The organism is Gluconacetobacter tumulisoli (assembly GCF_014174155.1).
Lineage (GTDB): Bacteria > Pseudomonadota > Alphaproteobacteria > Acetobacterales > Acetobacteraceae > Gluconacetobacter > Gluconacetobacter tumulisoli.
This window is the reverse complement of the sequence record NZ_JABEQM010000014.1, coordinates 50,115-70,006: the sequence shown is the minus strand read 5'-3', so window position 1 is coordinate 70,006 and position 19,892 is coordinate 50,115. Positions and strand designations below refer to the sequence as shown.

The window sequence follows — 19,892 nt, the reverse complement described above, 5'->3', positions numbered from 1 at the left end:
ATCGCTGTCCGCCCCGGGCCGGGGCGGCCGATCCGGGAACGGCAAGCATACCCGACAGAATCCTGCCGCGACAGGGGTGGGCGTCTGCCGATCAGAACGCCTGGCAACCCGCCCGGATCGTCAGGCCGACCGACTGCTGCTGGAAATCACGCCGGTAGAGGTCGCGGATCGCCTCCAGGTGCGCGCGCAGGTCGGGCGTGTCACCGGGGGCGGCGATCCATACGATCCGCGAGGGCTCGGCGACGATGCGGCCGTTCTCGCGGTCCCTCCATTGCCCGACGGTGCGAAAGACGCTCAGCCCGTCGGGAAAGCGGGGCGTGATCTCCTGCCGCATGAATCCGTCCCATTGGGCATCCGTGACCGGGGTGCCGTCCGGTCGGGTCAGTCCGAACATCAGGGAGAGTTCGAGGCCGGGCCGGGCGCCGAACCCGGCGCAGGCCGGCCGCGCCGGCGCGCAGTCCCCGACGCTGCCGGCCATGGCCAGGACAAGCAGGACGGCAGGCAGGGCGGCAGGAACGACCGGCGCGCCGGGAAGTCGGATCATGCGAAGGCCGTGGCGCCGGTACCCGACAGCCCGTCCCGCAGCGCGCGCCCGGCCCGGCCGTCCGGATCGATCAGGCCGTGGCGCAGGAACAGGTCGATCAGCACCAGATTGACGTTGAACTTGAAATCATCGGTGTCGCGGACGAGGCGAAACGCCTCCTCGACCGGGATCAGCTCGAAGGATTCGACCTCGCCATCCGCCGGGGCCGGGACGAAATCGGCCGGCAGTTCCAGGTCGTAGCAATGCAGGACGTCGCGGCGCAGCCCCTCGGGACGGTCCATGGCATAGCGGATGCGGGCCACCGGCACGGCCTGGCGCGCGACGGACAGGGGAATGCTGGCTTCCTCGGCCGCTTCCTTGTGCAGGGCGGCCTCGGGGGTGTAGCCGGCCGGGGTGCCGCCGGCGACCAGATGATCGAGCTTGCCGGGATCGAGGCGCTTGGTCATCGCGCGCCGCCCGATCCACAGATGCAGCCCATCCGAGCGGCGAACCAGCCCGTTCATATGCACCCCATGCGCGATCAGGCCGAACAGCGGCAATGCACCGCGGTCGATGCGGGCGATCGCCGGACCGTCGGCCGTGGTGGCGACGTCGAACAGTTCATGATGGGACCGGTAGACCCCGCCGGAGGCCAGATCCTCGCCCAGCTGTTCCAGCCGGGCTGGATCGGCCAGCGTGATGGCCCCGTCCCGATGCGGCAGGCCGCGCCGTTCCAGTTCCGGGACGAGATGGGGATCGATCCACCCGGCCCGGGCGTCGCCCAGGCGGAACGGCGTGCGGCCGCCGGGCAGCCGGGCCGTATTGCAGGATTGGATATGCCGGAGGAAGGCGTCGGCGTCCGGTACCATGCCGGTGTGCTCCTGATGCGTGTGCCTGCCATACCGGGCGGGTCGGCCGCTGACAATCCGGCCCGGTGACGGTGCCGCCGCCCCCGTCCCGCATGACGTCACGGTGTTTGCAAAACCGCCCGCGCATGCCACATCCAGATCATGACACCTCCCTTATCCCAGGGCCGGCGCGGGCCGGAACGGCCGGTCCTGACGACCTTGCGCGACCTGCTTCCGTACCTCTGGCCCCGGAACGACCCGGGCACGCGACTGCGTGTCGTGGGCGCGTGCGTCCTGCTGATCGCGGCCAAGGTCGCGACGATCTGCGTCCCCTACCTCTATAGCCGCGTGGTGGATGCGCTGCATGCGGGGGGCGCGGGGGCAGGGCTGGCGACGATCCCGATCATGCTGATCCTGGGATATGGCCTGCTGCGGCTGATGTCCGCCGGCCTTGGCGAATGGCGCGATGCCCTGTTTGCGCCGGTCCGTTTCCGCATCAGCTGCGTCGCCGCGATCCGCAGCTTCCGGCACATGCACGCGCTGTCGCTGCGTTTTCACCTCGATCGGCAATCCGGCGGCGTGACCCGCGCCATCGCGCGCGGGACCGAGGCGATCGAGACCATCCTGCGGGTCGGGGTCTTCAACGTCGTGCCGACGGTGATCGAGGCCCTGATGGTGATCGCCGTCATCTGGCGTCTGTTCGACTGGCGCTATGCCGTCATCATGCTGGGGGCGGTGACGGCCTATGTCGGCTTCACCGTCATGTTCACCTCCTGGCGTATCGGTATCCGGCGCGAAATGAACGAAATCAACAGCGAGGCCAGCTGGAAGGCGCTGGACAGCCTGCTGAACTACGAGACGGTCAAGTATTTCGGCAACGAGGAGCATGAAAGCCACCGGTACGAGGAGGCGCAGCGCCGGTACGAACGGGCGGCGGTGCGTACGCAGGTGTCACTGAACGGGCTGAATTTCGGGCAGGCGGCCATCATCGCGGTCACCCTGGCGGCGGTCATGCTGCTGGCGGCGGACGACGTCGCCGCCGGACGGCTGACCGTCGGGCGCTTCGTCCTGGTCAATACGTACCTAATGCAGCTTTACCTGCCGCTGAATTTTCTCGGCAGCGTCTATTCCTCGCTGCGGACGTCGCTGGTGGATCTGGAACAGATGTTCCGCCTGACCGAGGAGACGCCCGATGTCACGGATCGCCCGGACGCCATCGGGCTGCCCGGCCGGCTGGACGAGGCGCCGGCGGCGGCGATCCGTTTCGAGCACGTGCGCTTTTCGTACCGTCCGGATCGCGAGATCCTGCACGATGTCAGCTTCAGCGTGCCCGCCGGCGGCCGCGTCGCCATCGTCGGGCCGACCGGGGCGGGCAAATCGACCATCAGCCGGCTGCTGTTCCGTTTCTACGACGTGACCTCGGGCCGTATCGTGGTGGACGGGCACGATATCCGCGATTACGGGCAGGCGGCGCTGCGGGCGGCGATCGGCGTGGTCCCCCAGGACACGGTGCTGTTCAACGACACGATCGGCTACAACATCGCCTATGGCCGCCTGGGCGCCACCCAGGCGCAGATCGAGCATGCGGCGCGGCTGGCGCAGATCCACGATTTCATCGTCAGCCTGCCCGATGGGTACCGCACCAAGGTGGGCGAGCGCGGGCTGAAGCTGTCGGGCGGCGAGAAGCAGCGCGTGGCCATCGCCCGTACCATCCTGAAGAACCCGCGCATCCTGATCCTGGACGAGGCGACCAGCGCCCTGGACACGCATACCGAACAGGAAATCCAGGCCGCGCTGCGGACGGTATCGGCCGAGCGGACGACCGTCATCATCGCGCACCGGCTGTCGACAGTCGTCGATGCGGATGAAATCCTCGTGATGGGCGATGGCGTGATCAAGGAGCGCGGCACCCATCGGGGCCTGCTGGCCCGCGACGGACTCTATGCCGGGATGTGGGCGGCGCAGGCCGAGGAACGGGCCGAGGCGGTCGCCGAGGCCGCGCCGGGGGGTGGTTTTCCGGCGTGAACGGGGGCATTTTGCGCCGCGATGCGGCCGGACGGCCCGAACGGCCGACATAATGGGCCGACAACAGGGAGAGGACGACATGACGGACACGCACGGCGAGGGCCCGGCCCTGGGCCATGACGGATCGGTCCCCGAGGAACTGAGCCATTGCGGCGCGGTCGTGGACAAGGCGATCGAATACATGCTGGGCGAGAAGCTGCCGCCGATCGCCATCGCTTCCGCCCTGCTGGGCGGGTCGCTGGGCCTGCTGTCGCGGACGATGGACCAGGGCACGATGCTGGCGATGCTGGAAAATGCCATCCATAGCGTCCGCTCGGGCGATCTGCATCCGGACCGTGACCGGGTGTCGCAGCCGGAGTGAAACCGCGGGCGCCGCAATGGGCCATGTACGGAACGATGAACCGGGCGATCCGGGGCCGATTCACGCGAAAACGGCCCGAATCGCTCCTTTCACCTTGACGTCGGCCACTACCTTGGCCATAAGCCGCGCCTAATCTTGACGATCGTTGCCGGGCATCTTGCCTCGGCCCTTAGTTATCCGAGGATGATACCATGTCTCGCCGTTGCCAGATCACGGGCAAGGGCGTGCTGACGGGAAACAACGTCAGCCACGCCAACAACAAGAGCCGCCGCCGCTTCCTGCCGAACCTGCAGGAGACCTCTCTCCTGTCCGATATCCTGGGCAGCTCGGTCCGCCTGCGCCTGAGCACCAACGGCATCCGCACGGTCGAGCACAATGGCGGCCTGGACGCGTTCCTGCTGTCCACGCCGAACCGCAAGCTGCCGACCGAGGCCCAGGTCCTGAAGCGTCGCATCCTGCGCGCCCAGGAAAAGAAGGCCGCCGCGACGGCGTAATATTCCGGCATGCGGGCCCGGTCCGATTTTTAAGGCGGGGCGGGCTTGCATGTTCCAGGTGTCTGACGCATGTCAGGCCCATCTGTCTATTCTGCCGGCCTGCATCTTCCGGAACCCCGATCCTGGGGTGGGGGGCAGCTTCCGGCCCCGGCAGGCGCGAGGGGAAGGGTTCCGTTCGCGCCTGAATTGTTTTGTGGAGGTTCCCCCGTGTCCGAAAAGTCCGGTCTTTCGCTGATTCGCAACATCGGCATCACGGCGCATATCGACGCCGGCAAGACGACGACCACCGAGCGCATCCTGTATTACACCGGTGTGTCCCACAAGATCGGTGAGGTCCACGAGGGCAACACCACGACCGACTACATGGACCAGGAGCGTGAGCGTGGCATCACGATCACCTCGGCCGCCGTCACCTGCGAATGGGCCGGTCACCGCATCAACATCATCGACACCCCGGGCCATATCGATTTCAACATCGAGGTGAACCGCAGCCTGCGCGTGCTTGACGGCGCGGTCTTCATCATCGAGGGCGTGGCCGGCGTGCAGCCGCAGTCCGAGACCAACTGGCGCCTGGCCGACCGCTACAACGTGCCGCGCATCATCTTCATCAACAAGCTGGACCGCACCGGCGCCGACTTCTACCGCGCGTTCGACACGCTGAAGGAGAAGCTGGACATCGTCGCGATCCCGCTGCAGCTGCCGATCGGCGCCGAGGAAAACTTCGTCGGTGTCGTCGACCTGGTCGAGATGAAGGCGATCGTCTGGGAAGGCGGCGAGCTGGGCGCGAAGTACCACGACGAGGAAATCCCCGCCGACCTGCTGGAGAAGGCCAAGGAAGCCCGCCAGGAGCTTCTGGACACCGCCCTGTCCGTCGACGACGCGGCGATGGAAGAATATTTCGAGAAGGGTGACGTCGACGTCGCGACCCTGAAGCGTTGCATCAAGAAGGGCACGATCTCGGGCGAGTTCCGTCCGGTCCTGTGCGGCACGGCCTTCAAGAACAAGGGTGTGCAGCCGCTGCTGGACGCGGTCATCGACTTCCTGCCGGCGCCGGACGACGTCGAGGGCATCCGTATCGCGCCGCCCGAGGACGAAGAGGTCGACGAGAACAAGCTGCCGATCATCCCGGTCGACCCGGACGGCAAGTTCGCGGGCCTGGCGTTCAAGATCATCAACGACAAGTACGGCACCCTGACCTTCGTGCGCGTCTACCGCGGCATCCTGCGGTCGGGCGACTCGGTCCTGAACACGACCAAGGGCCACAAGGAGCGGATCGGCCGCATCTTCCAGATGCACGCCGACAAGCGCCAGGAAGTGAAGGAAGTCCACGCCGGCGATATCGCCGCCTTCGTGGGCCTGAAGGACACGCAGACCGGCGACACGCTGGCCGACGCCGCCGATCCGGTGGTGCTGGAGCGCATGACCTTCCCGATCCCGGTCATCGACATCTCGGTCGAGCCGAAGACCAAGGACGGGGTCGAGAAGATGACCCTGGCGCTGCAGAAGCTGGCGGGCGAAGATCCCTCGCTACGCCTGAAGACGGACCAGGAAACCGGCCAGACCATCCTGTCGGGCATGGGCGAACTGCATCTGGACATCATCATCGACCGTCTGCGCCGCGAATATGGCGTCGATGCGAACATCGGCGCACCGCAGGTGGCCTATCGCGAGACGATCACCCAGGCGCATACCGAGACCTATACCCACAAGAAGCAGTCGGGTGGTTCGGGCCAGTTCGCCGAAGTGAAGATCGAGTTCGCGCCGCTGGAGCGGAACAAGGACATCGAGTTCGAGAACAAGGTGGTCGGCGGCACCGTGCCGAAGGAATACATCCCGGCGGTCGAAAAGGGCATCCGGATGCAGTCCTCGACGGGCGTGCTGGCGGGCTTCCCGACCGTGGACTTCAAGTTCACGCTGCTGGACGGCAAGTACCATGACGTCGACTCGTCGGCGCTGGCGTTCGAAATCGCCGCCAAGGCGTGCTTCCGCGAAGGCATGAAGCGGGCCGGCCCGGTCATCCTGGAGCCGATCATGGACGTCGAGGTGACGACGCCGAACGACCATGTCGGCGACGTGGTGGGCGACCTGAACCGTCGTCGCGGCATGATCCAGAACCAGGAGAGCTCGGGCTCGACCGTCATGGTACGGGCGCTGGTGCCGCTGAAGGAAATGTTCGGCTACATCTCGCACCTGCGTTCGATCACGAAGGGCCGTGCGTCCTTCACGATGCAGTTCCATCATTATGACCCGGTGCCGCGCAACGTCGCCGAAGAGATCATGGCCAAGTCGGCCTGATCTCAACCGGATCGCAACCAAGAAAACCGGCCCCATGTGGGCCGGTTTTTTTTTTCAATGGCGCGGACCGCGCCCCATGGCCGGCATCCTCGCGCGGCCAGGTCCCCGGTCATGTGGTGGCGCGAAATTGCGACAGTTCCGACGGCGTGCGTCACGCCGCGGTGAGGCGGCGCGCCGACCTGTTGAACCCCTTGCGCCCGCCATGCCTGAACTGCGTCACCGTGGCCGGACCGGCCACGGAGAGCAAAACACCATAAGAACAGCCGAGTACCCCCGGCCGGAAAAGCGGCCGGTGCGGATATCGGCGCGGGGAACCTAAGGGATGTCTATCGACGGGAAAGTGGCACTCATTACCGGCGCGGGCCAGGGAATTGGCCGGGGCATCGCCCTGCGGCTGGCAAAGGAAGGCGCGCACATCGCGCTGGTCGACATCAGGAACGATGCGCTGAGTGCCGTGGCGCATGAAATCGAGGCGCTGGGTGCCCGGGTCACGACCTGTGTTGCGGATGTGGGCGACCGGGCGCAGGTCCAGGCAGCGGTCGATCACGCGGAACAGGAACTGGGTGGCTTCGACGTCATCGTCAACAATGCCGGGATCGCGCAGGTGCAGGCGATCGCGGCGGTGACGCCCGAAGAGGTCGAGCGCATCTTCCGGATCAATGTCCAGGGCACCCTGTGGGGGATCCAGGTCGCGGCGGCCAAATTCATCGCACGTGGACAGGTCGGCAAGATCATCAACGCCTGCTCGATCGCCGGGCATGAGGGATTTGCGCTGCTGGGCGTGTATTCCGCCACGAAATTCGCCGTGCGGGCGCTGACCCAGGCGGCGGCAAAGGAATATGCCAGCCGGAAGATCACCGTGAACGCCTATTGCCCCGGCGTGGTGGGCACCGACATGTGGGTCGAGATCGACCGGCGGTTTTCGGACATCACGGGCGCGCAGGTGGGCGAGACCTACCGGAAATATGTCGACGGAATCGCGCTGGGGCGTGCGGAAACGGCCGAGGACGTCGCGGGACTGGTGGCCTATCTGGCCGGCCCGGATTCCGATTACATGACCGGGCAATCGATCCTGATCGATGGGGGCATGGTGTATCGTTAAGCTCTATACTTGGACATATCCTGATAATGATCGAATCATCGTCTGCTTATCGAGCGCCTTTGACGAGATCGATCCTGAGCATGAAAGCGTATTTCACCGCGGGCATGGGCACGCAGGCGGTGGCCGTAGGGATTCTGGCCGGCCTGGCGACCGGGGCATTGTGGGCATTGACGTTCATCGCGCCGCTGGTCAGTAGCCCGTATTCGGCCTTCGACCTGACGGCGTGTCGATACGTCGCCTTCGGCGTCGTGTCGCTCATGCTGCTTGCGCCGGACGGCTTTGCGGCCCTGCGGCGCCTGACGCGGGCGGACTGCCAGGTTCTGGTCCTGCTCGGTTTTACGGGCAATGTCGGATATTATCTGGCGCTTTCGCTTGCCATTCCACTCGCGGGCCCTCCGGCGGTCGCCTTGGTGATCGGGTGCCTGCCGGTCCTGATGTGCGTGCTGGGCCGTCGGACGAGTGGCCTTCCTTTCAGGCGGCTGATGCCGTCGCTGCTGTGCATTCTGCTTGGCCTGGCATTGGTGAACGGCGTCGCCCTGCTGCAGGCGCGGGCGGGCGGCGTGGTTCGCGGGCCGCTCTGGGGTTTGCTGCTGGCTGTGGGGGCGATGGTGCTGTGGTCGTGGTACGGCATGCGCAATGCGGCCGAACTGGCGGCGCGCCCCGGCGTATCCCCGACCACATGGACGGCGCTGACGGGGATCGGCACGATGATCGCGCTGCTTCCGTTGCTTGTGGTCGGCTGGTTGGCGCACTGGTCGGCCATTCCCGCGATCGGATTGGCCCATGGGGCGTGGCTGCGCCCGGTGGCCGCCGGGCTGGTGCTCGGGCTGCTGTCGTCCTGGGGGGCGACCTGGACATGGTCCATCGCGGCCCGCGCATTGCCGGTTTCCGTGGCCGGGCAACTTATCGTCTTCGAAACACTCTTCGCACTGGTCTACAGCGCGATATATGCACGGCAGATTCCATCCTGGCCGGAACTGGCCGGCGCCCTGATGCTGGTTGCCGGCGTTGCGATGGCTCTACGGGTCTTTGCGATGGGGCCTGATCGGGATCGATGACCGGGGTCCAGGGCCTCAGGCCCTGGTGGATTCGGGCAAAGCCCGACCTGGCGTGCCCTTTGAGGCCTACGGCGTGGTCGGCTCGGCATGGTTGTCGGTACGGCGGATGAAGTCCGCGATGTTGTCATGCAACCGGGTCAGGGACGGGATGTTGGCGTAGACCATGTGGCCGGACTGGTATTGCTGGAATTCGATATTCCGTTGCAGGCGCGCAGGAATCGGAAGGTGCTGCATTTCGTAGATGCCTTCGTAGTACGGCGTCGCGAGGTCGAAATATCCGGCATTCAGCATGATCTTCAGGGTCGGATTGGTCTTCAGCGCCTGCGCCAGGTCGGGCATGACGTTCGCCGGTCCATCGGACGGGGTGGAATCGGGTCCGTCGGCGGCGTGGTGGAAATCCCAGTGCGGAATGTCGATCTCCGCCCGGTAGGTCAGCCCGTCGCCGTAGCCCAGGATCTTGCGCGTATAATCGTTGAACAGCGACACATAGGCCGAACTGATCGAGGTCGATTGCGGATCGTATCCGGCCTCTTCGCTCAGCGGGTCGAGCGACGGGCCCGAGAAGCGGGTATCCAGGCGCCCGGTGGTGATGTCGCTGTCCGCCTGCAACGTCTTCGAGAACTCACCGCCATCGATCCGCAGGTTGGCCCGGCGGATATAGTCGGTGGGCAGGCCCGTGTAATCGTGCAGGCGGCCGACGATTCGGTCACGGTCCGTCGCCGGCAGGGCCGCCCCCTGCTGAAGCGCCAGGAGGTAGTCGGTGCTGGCGAAGTGCTCGACCTCGGCCAGGAACGGCTTCAGCTCGGCGGGCTGCTGGGGCAGCTTGTGATGGTACCACGCCGTGGCGGCATAGGTCGGCAGCGCCAGCACGAACGGCTCGTCCATGCCCGGGTTCAGCGCGGGTTCGTCGACGCTGTTGTCGTAGCTGAGGATCTGCGACAGCAGGATCACGCCGTTGAAATCGATATTTTCCTGGTTTTGCAGGTCATTGACGACGACGGCGGACCGCAGGGTGCCGTAGCTTTCGCCGAACAGATATTTGGGCGAGTTGTACCGGCCATATTTCGCCAGGAAGCCGCTGATGAAACGGGTGAAGGCCTGTCCGTCGGCATCGACGCCCCAGAACAGCTTTTCCTTGTCCTTGCCGTTGATCCGGCCGAATCCGGTTCCCGGCGCATCGATGAACACCAGGTCGGTGACGTCCAGCAGGCTCTGGGGGTTGTCGATCAGGCGATATGGGCTGGCGGGGGTGTGGGTGTCATCGTTCGTCATCACCCGGCGGGGGCCGAAGGCGCCCATATGCAGCCAGACGCTCGAGGATCCGGGACCGCCGTTGTAGACGAAGGTGATCGGCCTGGTCTCGGGCCGGGCGTCCTTGCGGAAATAGGCCACATAGAACATCGATGCGGTGGCGTCGGCATTGCCGTCGATGGCGTGGGTCTCGCTGCCCGGGGTTTCCTGATGGACGGTGTCTTCCGAATCGTCCCAGCTTCGCGGATGGACCAGCAGAGTCCCGGCGACGGCCTGATAGGCGATCGTCTTTCCGCCGACGGTCACCGTACCGCTGCTGGTCCGCTCGATGGGTTGCGGGGCCGGCCGCGCGGTGGAACGGGCCGCATGGGCGGCATCGGCCGGATCGTCGGCCAGGGCCGGGGCGATCTCCGCCCCCCAGCCCAGGCCCAGGGCCAGAACTGAGGCGGACAGCAGCAACGATACGCGTTTCTTCAACATGGTTTCTCCGGATGGGGGGCGGCGCGTGATGCGGGCCGGCGCAGTCAGTCGGCCGTCCCGTCACGAACGGCGCGCCAGGTATCATGATCGTGAACGACGAGGCCGTCGTCCCGCAATTTTTCCAGATGGGCCAGCAGATTCAGTTCCGCCGCCCGGCGCAGGGCCGGACGGACCGCGCGATAGACACGGCGCAGGATGACCTCCAGCGTGGCCGGTTCGTCCGGCAGGGCCGCCAGAATGCTGGCCTCGCGCGCCAGACGATGGGCGATCAGTCCCTGGACACACGGGACCGTCCGGGTAATCGGCGGGCCGTGGGCGGGCAGCAGCAGGCGCGCGTCGTGGTCCAGCACCTTGTCCAGGCTGTGCAGGAACAAACGGACCGACCCGTGCGGGGCCGGCGGGACCATCGTCGTCGACCAGCCCATGATGTGGTCGCCCGTAAACAGGATGCCGTCCCTGGTTGCGAAGCATAGGTGGTCGCTGGCGTGTCCCGGGGTATGCAGCGCGGCCAGGGTCGCGACCCGGGCGCCATCATCCAGGGCGATATCGGGACTGAAGGTCGCGCATGCGCTGTGACGGTAGGCGCAGACCGGGACGCCGGTCATCCCGGCCAGCGGACGCGCGCCCTCCAGATGGTCGCGGTGGGTATGGGTCAGCAGGATGTGGCTGACCGGACCGCGCGCCGCCGCCACGATCGCCCGCAGATGGGCGGGGTCGTCCGGCCCGGGATCGATGACCACCGTGCCGGCCGGATGCGCGACCAGCCAGCTGTTGGTGCCGTGGCCGGTCATCGGGCCGGGATTGGGGGCCACGATTCGACGGATACCCGGCGCCGCGTCCAGCGGCACGCCGACCGGCGGCGGCGGTTCGTTGACCCGCCAGTCGTGCCGAGACCGGTGGGTGACCGGGTGCGCCATCAGGCCCGGCCGGACCGGGCCGTTCGCCGCCTGCCCACCCGCCCGTCAGCCGAACGCCCCGACATGGTGCATCACCGCCATGCCGGTTTCACGGACCAGGTTGAACAGCCGCAGCATCGGATCGAAGATTTCGGTGTGTTCGCGCACATAGGCGCCATCGTTGCGCGGACCGTGGGGCTCGTGGAAATCGAGGTCCAGCCCGCTGCTAGTGGCGTAGGGGAAGATGTCTTCCAGTTCCCGCAGGGCGGCGGGAATTTCCAGGCACAGGACCCGGATCGTCAGCACGTCGCGGGTAAAGGCGTTGCGCGGCGCGAAATAGGGGATGCGGGTCGAGAGCAGCCAGATCTGCTCGATCGTCGCGATCCGGATCGCATGCAGCAGCATTTCCTCGGGCCGCATGCCCGGCGCATGCTGCCATGCCTTGCGCAGCGCCAGGTGATCCGACTGGATGCGGCGGAACATCGCCTGGGTGCTGGCCCAGAAATTCAGGCGCTCCAGCCCGTTCATCAGCGCCAGGAAGGCGTCGCGCCGTGCCGGGTCGGTCTCGGCCGTCGCGCGGCCCAGCCACATGTCGGGGTCGAGCATGTAGATCACCGCGCGCAGGACCGTATCGTCGGAATGCGCCAGCGCGTGGGACGCGAAATCCAGCGCGCGGCGGAAGCGCGGGCTCTTGCCCAGGAATTCCTCGAACGTTTCGGGATGGCGCGCCGCGGCCGAGCCCAGTCCCTGGATGGTGTTCGCGCACCAGCCCAGCTGCTGCAGGATCGCATTGTTGGGAATGGCGCGCAGCTGGCTGGGATGGCTGATCCGCGTGGTCGCCGCGGCCGCGTCGCTCTGGCGGGCCGAGGGGCGGGATCCGGTCTTGTCGATCAGCGACGGACCGAAGGCGCCCAGCAGGGCGGCATAGCCCGGGTCCTCGACCAGCCCCGCCATGCCGGCACCGATGGTCGAGAAGAAATCGGCCGAGAAATCCGGTTGGTCATAGACCGGGTCGAGGTCCAGCGGCGTCGGTGCGAAGATATGCGATGCGATGATGCTGACGGTCGCGTCGGCCAGCGCCTGGGTGCCGAACAGCACGTAGCCGTCCCCGCCCTGGAAGGCCGTTTCCTCGCGAATCCGCAGGCCCGCGCCGGCGAACACCGCGCGCGCATGCAGGGGCGACAGGTAGTCGAACCGGTCGGCGAGGCGGAAGGGATGCGCGCCGCGCCCGATGCTTTCGCCGTGGGTGTCGAACAGGATGACCTCGACATCGGTCAGGTCCCAGCGCCGCAGCAGGTCGCAGATCTTCAGCCGCAGCCGTTCGATCAGGTAGGTCGCGGCCAGCTGCCCGACGTAACGGCCCGAATCGGAGTAGCCGAACTGCAGGCTCAGCTTGCCGGTCCGGCGCAGATAGTCGCGCCAATGGGGGGAATGCAGCGCTTCCTCGACGATATGCGCGCCGTTTTCCAAGGCTTCCTGCGTCTCGAAGAGCGGCGATATCTCGATGTGATCCTCGATTCCGAAGGTCCGGGCCAGCCACAGGGCGGTCAGCAGGGTGTACCCGCTCTCGGTCTCGGCGATCAGGAAACGGACGGGGCTTTCGCGGTCGATATGCCGGACGATCTGCCGCACCGTCATCATCAGGCGCGCCGCCGTCGCCTGCTCCACCAGCAGCGAACCGAAATCGACCTCGACCGGTTCGACCCGGTCCAGCGCGTCATTGATCCGGGTCAGCAGGCCACGGCGCTGCGAGGGTATTTCGGGGCTGTCCTCGATGCCCAGCCGCTGCCGCGCGACATTGTGGATCTGCGTCGAATTCAGGCGGACATGCGTATGTGCCGCGGCCATGCCGTGCGCCATGAAACCCGCCCGTGCGACGGCCAGGGCCATCCGGTGTTCCGGGGCGGCGGTGTCGATGGCCTCCTGGAACGACGAGGCCAGGTCGCTGGCCCGCGCGATCGCTTCGTCCCGGCGGCCGATCAGCACGGCGGCGAAGGCGGCGACCTCCTCCGGATCGGGTCCGGCCGGACAGGCATCGATCTGGGCGGCGACGGCGTCCAGCGCGCGGGCGATGCGTTCATGCAGCCCGTCCGCGACCGGGCGCAGCGGCGCCACCTGGTCCTGCAGCCGCGCCAGCTGCAGGTGCTTCATGCGCAGGCGCAGGCGGATCGTATCCCACCAGCCGATATCCGTGCGCCCGTCGGTGTCGTAGCCGACCCAGCTGGTCAGGATCACCGGACGGGGGCTGAGCACGGACCATTCGCGCGGCCAGCGGGCCTGGGCCTCGTCCAGCAGGGTGCGGGCCAGTTGGTCCAGCGCGTTGCGTCCCCGCAGGATCGCCGCCGTGGCCAGGGCGAATTCCTCGTCCAGGGTCGGCGGCGCGGCGCGGCGATGCGTCGCCAGGACCGGGAGTTCGACATCCTGGCCCGCTTCGGCCGAGGCCATGGCGGCCAGCCGTTCGTAGACCGGGTTGGCGAGCGCGAAGGTCGGATGCGCGGTAAAGACGGCGGCGAAGCGGCTGCGTTCCACCGTCGTGCGGAAATGGCCGAAACCGGTGGGCGTGCCGTCGGAGGCGGGATCTTCCGCGATGGTGCGCGCGACGGCGCGCATGCGTTCCGCCACGATGGTGTCGTCGGTACCTTCGACATAGGCATGCAGGCGGGCCGCGCGCTCGCGAAACGCATCGTCGCGAAGGCACCGCACGACGTCTTCCAGGATTTCGATCGAAAGGGTGCCCGACGTGATCTGCCGGGCGATCCGGCGGGCCAGCGTAATGACCGGGTTGCCCGAGGAGGAATCATGCCCATCCGCAGCGGCCTGCCGTGCGAGGTCGAGCAGCATTTCCGCTGCGTCGCGGGAAGTTGTTTCGGTCATCGCGCGGGTCCCAATCGTCCAATCCGTACCTGCGCGGCAAGGTTCCATGTTCGCGTTCACATCGCAATGTCTGCCAGCCCGACATCACAGTGAATTTGGGCCGTTCGGCGGGTCATGCCACGGGACATGACGCCGGGGTACGAACCCTTGGGTCCGCGCGCGCGGGGTGGTATCGACAAGGGGATGAATACGATTCCCGAAGCGGACAGGCCCGCGTGGCTTGCATTGCGACGCTATCGCCGCGCGGCGACGGGTCTGCTGGCCGGGATGGGCGTCCTGACGGTCGCAGGCTATGGCGCGCCGGCCGCAGGGCTGGTGGCGGACGGCCCGTGGCTGGATATCCTGCGGTCGGGCGCCAAGGCCGGGGTGGTCGGCGGCCTGGCGGACTGGTTCGCGGTGACGGCCCTGTTCCGCCGGCCGATGGGCCTGCCGATTCCCCATACCGCGATCCTGCCGGCGCAGAAGGCGCGGTTGGGCGAGGCCCTGGGCCGCTTCGTGGCGACTCACGTCTTTACCGAGGCCGACGTCAACGCGGCCCTGGACCGGATCGACCTGCCCGGCATGCTGGCGGGGGTCCTGGCCGACCCGGCGACGGCCGATACCGTCAGCCGCGCGCTGGCCGGGGCCGCGCCGTCGGTCATGGACCGGCTGGAAGACGGGCGCGCCGGGTCGGCCGTGGGCCGGATCCTGCCGGTGATCCTGGGGGGCGAGGACGTGGCGCCAGTGGTCGCGCGCACCCTGCGCGCCCTGGTGGAAGGTGATCGCCACCAGGAGGTCCTGTCTTTCCTGCTGGCGCGCCTGAAGGATGGGCTGAAGGCCAAGGAAGCGGCCCTGCGCGCGATCATCGAGGATCGGGTGCGCGAACAGGGCGGCCGGATCCTGGGCTGGGCCATCGGCGGGTCGATCGCGACCAAGGTCCTGATTTCGGTGAACCACGAACTGGACCGCGTCGATCCCCAGAATTCGGAACTGCGCGAAGGCTTCACGACCTGGGTCCGGGCCGAGATCGACCGGATCGAGACCGATCCCGAACGGCGGCGCGAGATCACGAACGCGATCATGGGCGTGATGGCCCATGACAGCATCCGGGGCTGGAGCGGGGATGTCTGGCGCCGGATGCGCCGGATGATCGAGGCCGACATGGCCCAGCCCGACGGCTGGTCGGCGTCGATCGTGCGCGATGCGCTGCTACGCCTGGCCGAGCAGATGCGCGACGACCAGCTGCTGCGACAGCGGGTGACGTCGGGCGCCCGCGGCATGATCCTGCGCGGCCTGCCTTTCGTCTGCGACCGGCTGTCGCGCTTCATCGCCTCGGTCGTCGCGGGCTGGGATGCCGACATGCTGGCGTCGCGGCTGGAACTGCGGGTTGGCAAGGATCTGCAGTTCGTGCGGCTGAACGGCACGCTGGTCGGGTTCCTGGCCGGGGCAGTCCTGTCGCTGGTCCTGCGCCTGGCGTTCGGGTCGGGGGCGGGCTAGGCGCGTTGCGATGCGGGCAGGATTGTGCCGATTGCACTTGACGATGACGGCGCATCGTCTCATCTGGTGGCTAAATCAGTACTGATTTGGTCCGCTATGGTCGCGGGACCGGCCAGGGGATGGTACGGATGCTGAAACTGTCGAAGCTGACCGACTACGCCGTGGTGGCCCTGGTGCGCCTGGGGCAGCAGGATGACGTGATGACCTCGCCATCCCTGTCGCAGGCGACCGGCATCCCCGAACCCACGGTGGCCAAGGTGCTGAAGATCCTCGCGGCCCATGACCTGGTGGTATCGCTGCGTGGTGCGCGCGGAGGCTACCGGCTGGCCCGGCCATTGAACGATATATCGGTTGCGCGGGTCATCACCGCCGTGGATGGCCCGATCTCGCTGACGGCATGCGTCGATGGCGGGGGATGCGACACGCGGTCGCTGTGCGGCGTCTGCGGCCAGTGGGATGCGGTCAACGACGCGATCCGGGGCGCCTTGTCTTCGATCTCGCTCGCTGACATGCAAGGCCACGGCCAGCGGGGCCATGGGCCGTGCGAACAGGAACATGACGACCGCCGCGACCACCGTACGGGGGCCACGGGTGGCGGGGTCCACGAAACATCCGTCGCCGGCCCCGCCGCCGCGGTCTGAGGGAGCAGGAAGACATGCCAGCTATTGCCGAAACCCGCGACGCAGTCGAAAGCCTCGGCCAGTCCACCTATAAATGGGGTTTCGAGACCGATATCGAGATGGACCTCGCGCCCAAGGGGCTGAACGAGGACACGATTCGGCTGATTTCCCGCCGAAAGGAGGAGCCTGAATGGCTGCTGGGCTGGCGGCTGAAGGCGTTCCAGGCCTGGCAGGCGATGGCGGAACCGACGTGGGCGAAGGTCAGCCATCCCCCGATCGATTTCCAGGACGCGCATTATTATGCCGCGCCGAAGAAGAAGGCCGGTCCGAAATCGCTGGACGAGGTCGATCCGGAATTGCTGCGCACCTACGAAAAGCTGGGGATCCCCCTGCACGAGCAGGCGCTGCTTGCCGGCGTCGAACTGCCCGAGGGCCAGGAGGCGCGTGCGCCCATCGCCGTCGACGCGGTGTTCGACAGCGTGTCGGTCGTCACCACCTTCCGCGAGACGCTGGCCAAGGCGGGCGTGATCTTCTGCCCGATTTCCGAGGCGGTGCGCGACCATCCGGAACTGGTGCGCCGCTATCTGGGCAGCGTGGTGCCGGTTTCCGATAATTTCTATGCCGCGCTGAATTCCGCCGTCTTCACCGACGGATCGTTCGTCTACGTCCCCCGGGGCGTGCGCTGTCCGATGGAACTGTCGACCTATTTCCGCATCAATGCCCGCAATACCGGCCAGTTCGAGCGCACGCTGATCGTGGTCGAGGACGGGGCTTCGGTCTCGTACCTGGAAGGCTGCACGGCCCCGATGCGCGACGAGAACCAGCTGCATGCAGCGGTGGTCGAACTGGTGGCGATGGACGACGCGTCGATCAAATATTCGACAGTCCAGAACTGGTATCCGGGCGACGAGAACGGCCGGGGGGGCATCTATAATTTCGTGACCAAGCGCGGGGCGTGCCGCGGCGCGCGGTCCAAGATCTCATGGACGCAGGTGGAAACCGGGTCGGCGATCACCTGGAAATATCCGTCCTGCATCCTGCAGGGCGACGGCGCGGTCGGCGAATTCTATTCCGTCGCGGTGACCAACAACCACCAGCAGGCGGATACCGGCACCAAGATGATCCATCTGGGGCGCAATACCCGCTCGACGATCATCGCGAAGACCATCAGCGCGGGACAGTCGGACAGCACCTATCGCGGACTGGTACGGATGATGCCCAAGGCGTCGGGGGCGCGGAATTTCACCCAGTGCGACAGCCTGCTGATCGGCGATCGCTGCGGCGCGCACACGGTGCCCTATATCGAAAGCCGCAACATGACCGCGAAGGTGGAGCATGAGGCGACGACGTCCAAGATCTCGGAAGACCAGCTGTTCTATTGCCGCCAGCGTGGCCTGTCCGAAGAGGACGCGGTGGGACTGATCGTCAACGGGTTCTGCAAGGACGTGCTGAAGGAACTGCCGATGGAATTCGCGGTCGAGGCCCAGAAACTGCTGCAGATCAGCCTTGAAGGCAGCGTGGGCTGAACGGAGATGAGTGACGTGAGCAACGAGTTTGTAAGGATCGCCGGCCTCTGCGCCAAAATCTCGGATGGCGGGACGGACAAGGAGATCCTGCGCGGCGTCGATCTGGAGATCCCGGCAGGTGAGGTCCATGCGATCATGGGGCCGAACGGCTCGGGCAAGTCCACGCTGTCCTACGTCCTGGCCGGGCGCGAGGATTACGAGGTGACGGGCGGCACCGCGACCTTCAAGGGCCAGGACCTGCTGGCGCTGGAGCCCGAGGAGCGCGCGGCGCTGGGCCTGTTCCTGGCGTTCCAGGCGCCGGTCGAGCTGCCTGGCGTGAACAATGCGAATTTCCTCCGCACGGCCGTCAACGCGGTGCGCCGGGCGCGCGGGCAGGACGAGCTGGATGCGGTCGCGTTCCTCAAGGCCGTCCGGAAAGAGACGAAGCATCTGTCGATGTCCGACGACATGCTCAAGCGCAACGTCAATGTCGGTTTCTCGGGTGGCGAGAAGAAGCGCAACGAGGTCTTGCAGATGCGCATGCTGGCCCCGTCCTTCGCCATCCTGGACGAAACGGACAGCGGACTGGACATCGACGCCCTGCGCATCGTGGCCGAGGGCGTGAATTCCCTGCGCGCGCCCGATTTCTCGGCGCTGGTCATCACCCACCATCAGCGGCTGCTGGACTATATCGTGCCCGACCGGATCCACGTCATGGCGCGGGGACGGATCATCCATAGCGGTGGTCCCGAACTGGCCAAGCAACTGGAGGCGCAGGGATATGCCCGCTTCCTGGCGGAGGCCGCGTGAACGCGATCGTCCCCGCCGGCGTCAGCGCCGCCGCGTTCCTGGACCGCTACGCGTCCCGGGCCGGGACGAATCCGGTGCGCGACCGGGCGGCGGACATGCTGCGCCGGGCGGGGTTGCCGCGCAGCGGGGTCGAGGCGTGGAAATACACCTCGCTGCGCGCGCTGGGCGACGTTCCCTTCGCCGCCGCGCCGGGAACGCCCGACGACGCGGCGGTCCACGCGATCGTGACGGGGGCAGAGCAGGCGTTCGCCCTGGATGGGGCCATGCCGCGGGCGGTGTTCGTCAACGGGCGTTTCGATCCGTCGCGCTCGTCCCTGCCGGACGGGGTTTCGGTGGGCCGGTTCCAGGCGCTCGACGAAGAGTCCGATGATGAGCCTGCGGCCGACGTCGCCAGCGCCCTGAACGCCATCCTGGCCGAGGACGGGCTGCTGCTGCGTGTCGCGCCGGGTGTCGATGCCGGACGGCTGCTGCTGCTGTCCGTCGGGGCGGGGGCCGACGGGACGCCGATCTCGTTCCATCCGCGCCACCGCATCGAACTGGGGCAGGGGGCGGCGCTCTCGGTCCTCGACCTGTCGGTCGGGCAGGGCGCGTACCTGAACAACCCGGTCTTCGACATCGCGGTCGGCGACGGCGCGCGGCTGGGGCATGCAAAGATGCAGGCCGAGGCCGCCGGTGCGCAGCATCTGGCGGTCGTCCATGCCGAAATCGGGGCGGGTGGCCTGTATGACAGTTTCACCCTGACCCTGGGCGCCGCCCTGGCACGGCACGAGGTCCATGTCCGGCTGGCCGCCCCGGGGGCCGTCGTCCACGTCAACGGGGCCCAGCTTCTGGATGGTCGGCAGCATGCCGACCTGACCAGCGTCATCACGCATGCGGCGCCGGACTGCAATTCGCGGCAGACGGTGAAGAACGTGCTGTCGGGCCATGCGCGCGGCGTGTTCCAGGGCAAGATCCTGGTGGAGCGCGTGGCGCAGAAGACCGACGGCTACCAGATGAACCAGGCCCTGCTGCTGTCCGAAACGGCCGAGATCGATGCCAAGCCCGAGCTGGAAATCTATGCCGACGACGTACGGTGCAGCCACGGCGCGACGGTCGGGGCGCTGGACCCGGATCAATTGTTCTACCTGCGCAGCCGCGGCATCGTGGAGCACGAGGCCAGGGCCATCCTGGTCAAGGCGTTCCTTCATGATGCCGTCGACCTGATCGGCGACGAGATCCTGCGCGCGACGCTGGATCGCGCCGTCGAATCCTGGTGGAACCGGAAGGACGCATAA

Annotated in this window: 16 protein-coding genes; 11 read left to right on the top strand and 5 right to left on the bottom strand. The window is 67.0% G+C overall.

The features are described from left to right. Positions 1–91 precede the first annotated feature (91 nt). Together HLH28_RS15050 and HLH28_RS15045 are read right to left on the bottom strand one after the other, a co-directional pair. Positions 92–544 carry a DUF3574 domain-containing protein gene (locus tag HLH28_RS15050; protein WP_182960669.1) on the bottom strand — a complete coding sequence of 151 codons (453 nt, stop codon included), beginning with the start codon at positions 542–544 and terminating at the stop codon, positions 92–94. Then, complete coding sequence (locus HLH28_RS15045) at positions 541–1,392, bottom strand: NUDIX hydrolase (RefSeq protein WP_182960667.1); 852 nt, start codon at positions 1,390–1,392, stop codon at positions 541–543. Before HLH28_RS15045 ends, HLH28_RS15050 begins: the two co-directional genes overlap by 4 nt. A gap of 141 nt (positions 1,393–1,533) precedes the next feature. On the opposite strand from HLH28_RS15045, the gene HLH28_RS15040 reads away from it, so the two are divergent. From HLH28_RS15040 to HLH28_RS15015, 6 genes are all read left to right on the top strand, one after another. Continuing rightward, on the top strand, positions 1,534–3,396 hold the full coding sequence (locus HLH28_RS15040; RefSeq protein ID WP_182960665.1) for an ABCB family ABC transporter ATP-binding protein/permease: 1,863 nt from the start codon (positions 1,534–1,536) through the stop codon (positions 3,394–3,396). 79 nt (positions 3,397–3,475) lie between these two features. Then, on the top strand, positions 3,476–3,757 hold the full coding sequence (locus HLH28_RS15035; protein WP_182960663.1) for a hypothetical protein: 282 nt from the start codon (positions 3,476–3,478) through the stop codon (positions 3,755–3,757). 191 nt (positions 3,758–3,948) lie between these two features. Beyond that, positions 3,949–4,251 carry a 50S ribosomal protein L28 gene (gene rpmB / locus HLH28_RS15030; protein WP_182960661.1) on the top strand — a complete coding sequence of 101 codons (303 nt, stop codon included), beginning with the start codon at positions 3,949–3,951 and terminating at the stop codon, positions 4,249–4,251. Positions 4,252–4,458: 207 nt separating this feature from the next. Continuing rightward, positions 4,459–6,546 (top strand): elongation factor G, encoded by a 2,088-nt coding sequence (gene fusA, locus HLH28_RS15025; RefSeq protein ID WP_182960659.1) that lies wholly within the window; start codon positions 4,459–4,461, stop codon positions 6,544–6,546. 322 nt (positions 6,547–6,868) lie between these two features. After that, positions 6,869–7,648, top strand: coding sequence for an acetoin reductase (locus tag HLH28_RS15020; protein ID WP_182960657.1), 780 nt, complete (start codon positions 6,869–6,871; stop codon positions 7,646–7,648). 80 nt (positions 7,649–7,728) lie between these two features. Further along, positions 7,729–8,706, top strand: a complete 978-nt coding sequence (locus HLH28_RS15015; protein WP_182960655.1) for a DMT family transporter — start codon at positions 7,729–7,731, stop codon at positions 8,704–8,706. A 66-nt stretch (positions 8,707–8,772) separates the two neighbouring features. Here the strand turns inward: HLH28_RS15015 and HLH28_RS15010 are convergent, their stop codons facing one another. The 3 genes from HLH28_RS15010 to HLH28_RS15000 are packed head-to-tail and all read right to left on the bottom strand — an operon-like array spanning position 8,773 to position 14,207. Continuing rightward, positions 8,773–10,437 (bottom strand): S10 family peptidase, encoded by a 1,665-nt coding sequence (locus HLH28_RS15010; protein WP_182960653.1) that lies wholly within the window; start codon positions 10,435–10,437, stop codon positions 8,773–8,775. A 44-nt stretch (positions 10,438–10,481) separates the two neighbouring features. Continuing rightward, entirely contained in the window at positions 10,482–11,354 is an 873-nt protein-coding gene (locus HLH28_RS15005; RefSeq protein WP_182960651.1) for an MBL fold metallo-hydrolase, read from the bottom strand. 45 nt (positions 11,355–11,399) lie between these two features. Next, the gene (locus HLH28_RS15000; protein ID WP_182960649.1) at positions 11,400–14,207 is read right to left on the bottom strand and encodes a phosphoenolpyruvate carboxylase; all 2,808 of its coding nucleotides are present in this window, start codon (positions 14,205–14,207) and stop codon (positions 11,400–11,402) included. A 183-nt stretch (positions 14,208–14,390) separates the two neighbouring features. Between HLH28_RS15000 and HLH28_RS14995 the strand changes: the two genes are divergently transcribed. The 5 genes from HLH28_RS14995 to sufD all read left to right on the top strand — a co-directional run bounded on the left by HLH28_RS14995 (position 14,391) and on the right by sufD (position 19,892). Next, positions 14,391–15,683 carry a DUF445 domain-containing protein gene (locus HLH28_RS14995; RefSeq protein WP_182960719.1) on the top strand — a complete coding sequence of 431 codons (1,293 nt, stop codon included), beginning with the start codon at positions 14,391–14,393 and terminating at the stop codon, positions 15,681–15,683. A gap of 128 nt (positions 15,684–15,811) precedes the next feature. After that, positions 15,812–16,324: an SUF system Fe-S cluster assembly regulator gene (locus HLH28_RS14990; protein ID WP_182960647.1), complete on the top strand. Its 513-nt coding sequence runs from the start codon at positions 15,812–15,814 to the stop codon at positions 16,322–16,324. A gap of 14 nt (positions 16,325–16,338) precedes the next feature. Further along, positions 16,339–17,829 (top strand): Fe-S cluster assembly protein SufB, encoded by a 1,491-nt coding sequence (sufB, locus tag HLH28_RS14985; RefSeq protein ID WP_182960645.1) that lies wholly within the window; start codon positions 16,339–16,341, stop codon positions 17,827–17,829. 15 nt (positions 17,830–17,844) lie between these two features. Beyond that, positions 17,845–18,618, top strand: a complete 774-nt coding sequence (gene sufC / locus HLH28_RS14980; RefSeq protein ID WP_456305445.1) for a Fe-S cluster assembly ATPase SufC — start codon at positions 17,845–17,847, stop codon at positions 18,616–18,618. Next, positions 18,615–19,892, top strand: coding sequence for a Fe-S cluster assembly protein SufD (sufD, locus tag HLH28_RS14975; RefSeq protein ID WP_182960641.1), 1,278 nt, complete (start codon positions 18,615–18,617; stop codon positions 19,890–19,892). Before sufC ends, sufD begins: the two co-directional genes overlap by 4 nt.

Excerpts from the sequence above, each read along its gene's own strand:
- HLH28_RS15050 (WP_182960669.1), bottom strand. The coding sequence starts at position 544 with ATGATCCGACTTCCCGGCGCGCCGGTCGTTCCTGCCGCCCTGCCTGCC.
- HLH28_RS15045 (WP_182960667.1), bottom strand. The coding sequence starts at position 1,392 with ATGGTACCGGACGCCGACGCCTTCCTCCGGCATATCCAATCCTGCAAT.
- HLH28_RS15040 (WP_182960665.1), top strand. The coding sequence starts at position 1,534 with ATGACACCTCCCTTATCCCAGGGCCGGCGCGGGCCGGAACGGCCGGTC.
- HLH28_RS15035 (WP_182960663.1), top strand. The coding sequence starts at position 3,476 with ATGACGGACACGCACGGCGAGGGCCCGGCCCTGGGCCATGACGGATCG.
- rpmB (WP_182960661.1), top strand. The coding sequence starts at position 3,949 with ATGTCTCGCCGTTGCCAGATCACGGGCAAGGGCGTGCTGACGGGAAAC.
- HLH28_RS15020 (WP_182960657.1), top strand. The coding sequence starts at position 6,869 with ATGTCTATCGACGGGAAAGTGGCACTCATTACCGGCGCGGGCCAGGGA.
- HLH28_RS15015 (WP_182960655.1), top strand. The coding sequence starts at position 7,729 with ATGAAAGCGTATTTCACCGCGGGCATGGGCACGCAGGCGGTGGCCGTA.
- HLH28_RS15010 (WP_182960653.1), bottom strand. The coding sequence starts at position 10,437 with ATGTTGAAGAAACGCGTATCGTTGCTGCTGTCCGCCTCAGTTCTGGCC.
- HLH28_RS15005 (WP_182960651.1), bottom strand. The coding sequence starts at position 11,354 with ATGGCGCACCCGGTCACCCACCGGTCTCGGCACGACTGGCGGGTCAAC.
- HLH28_RS15000 (WP_182960649.1), bottom strand. The coding sequence starts at position 14,207 with ATGACCGAAACAACTTCCCGCGACGCAGCGGAAATGCTGCTCGACCTC.
- HLH28_RS14995 (WP_182960719.1), top strand. The coding sequence starts at position 14,391 with ATGAATACGATTCCCGAAGCGGACAGGCCCGCGTGGCTTGCATTGCGA.
- HLH28_RS14990 (WP_182960647.1), top strand. The coding sequence starts at position 15,812 with ATGCTGAAACTGTCGAAGCTGACCGACTACGCCGTGGTGGCCCTGGTG.
- sufB (WP_182960645.1), top strand. The coding sequence starts at position 16,339 with ATGCCAGCTATTGCCGAAACCCGCGACGCAGTCGAAAGCCTCGGCCAG.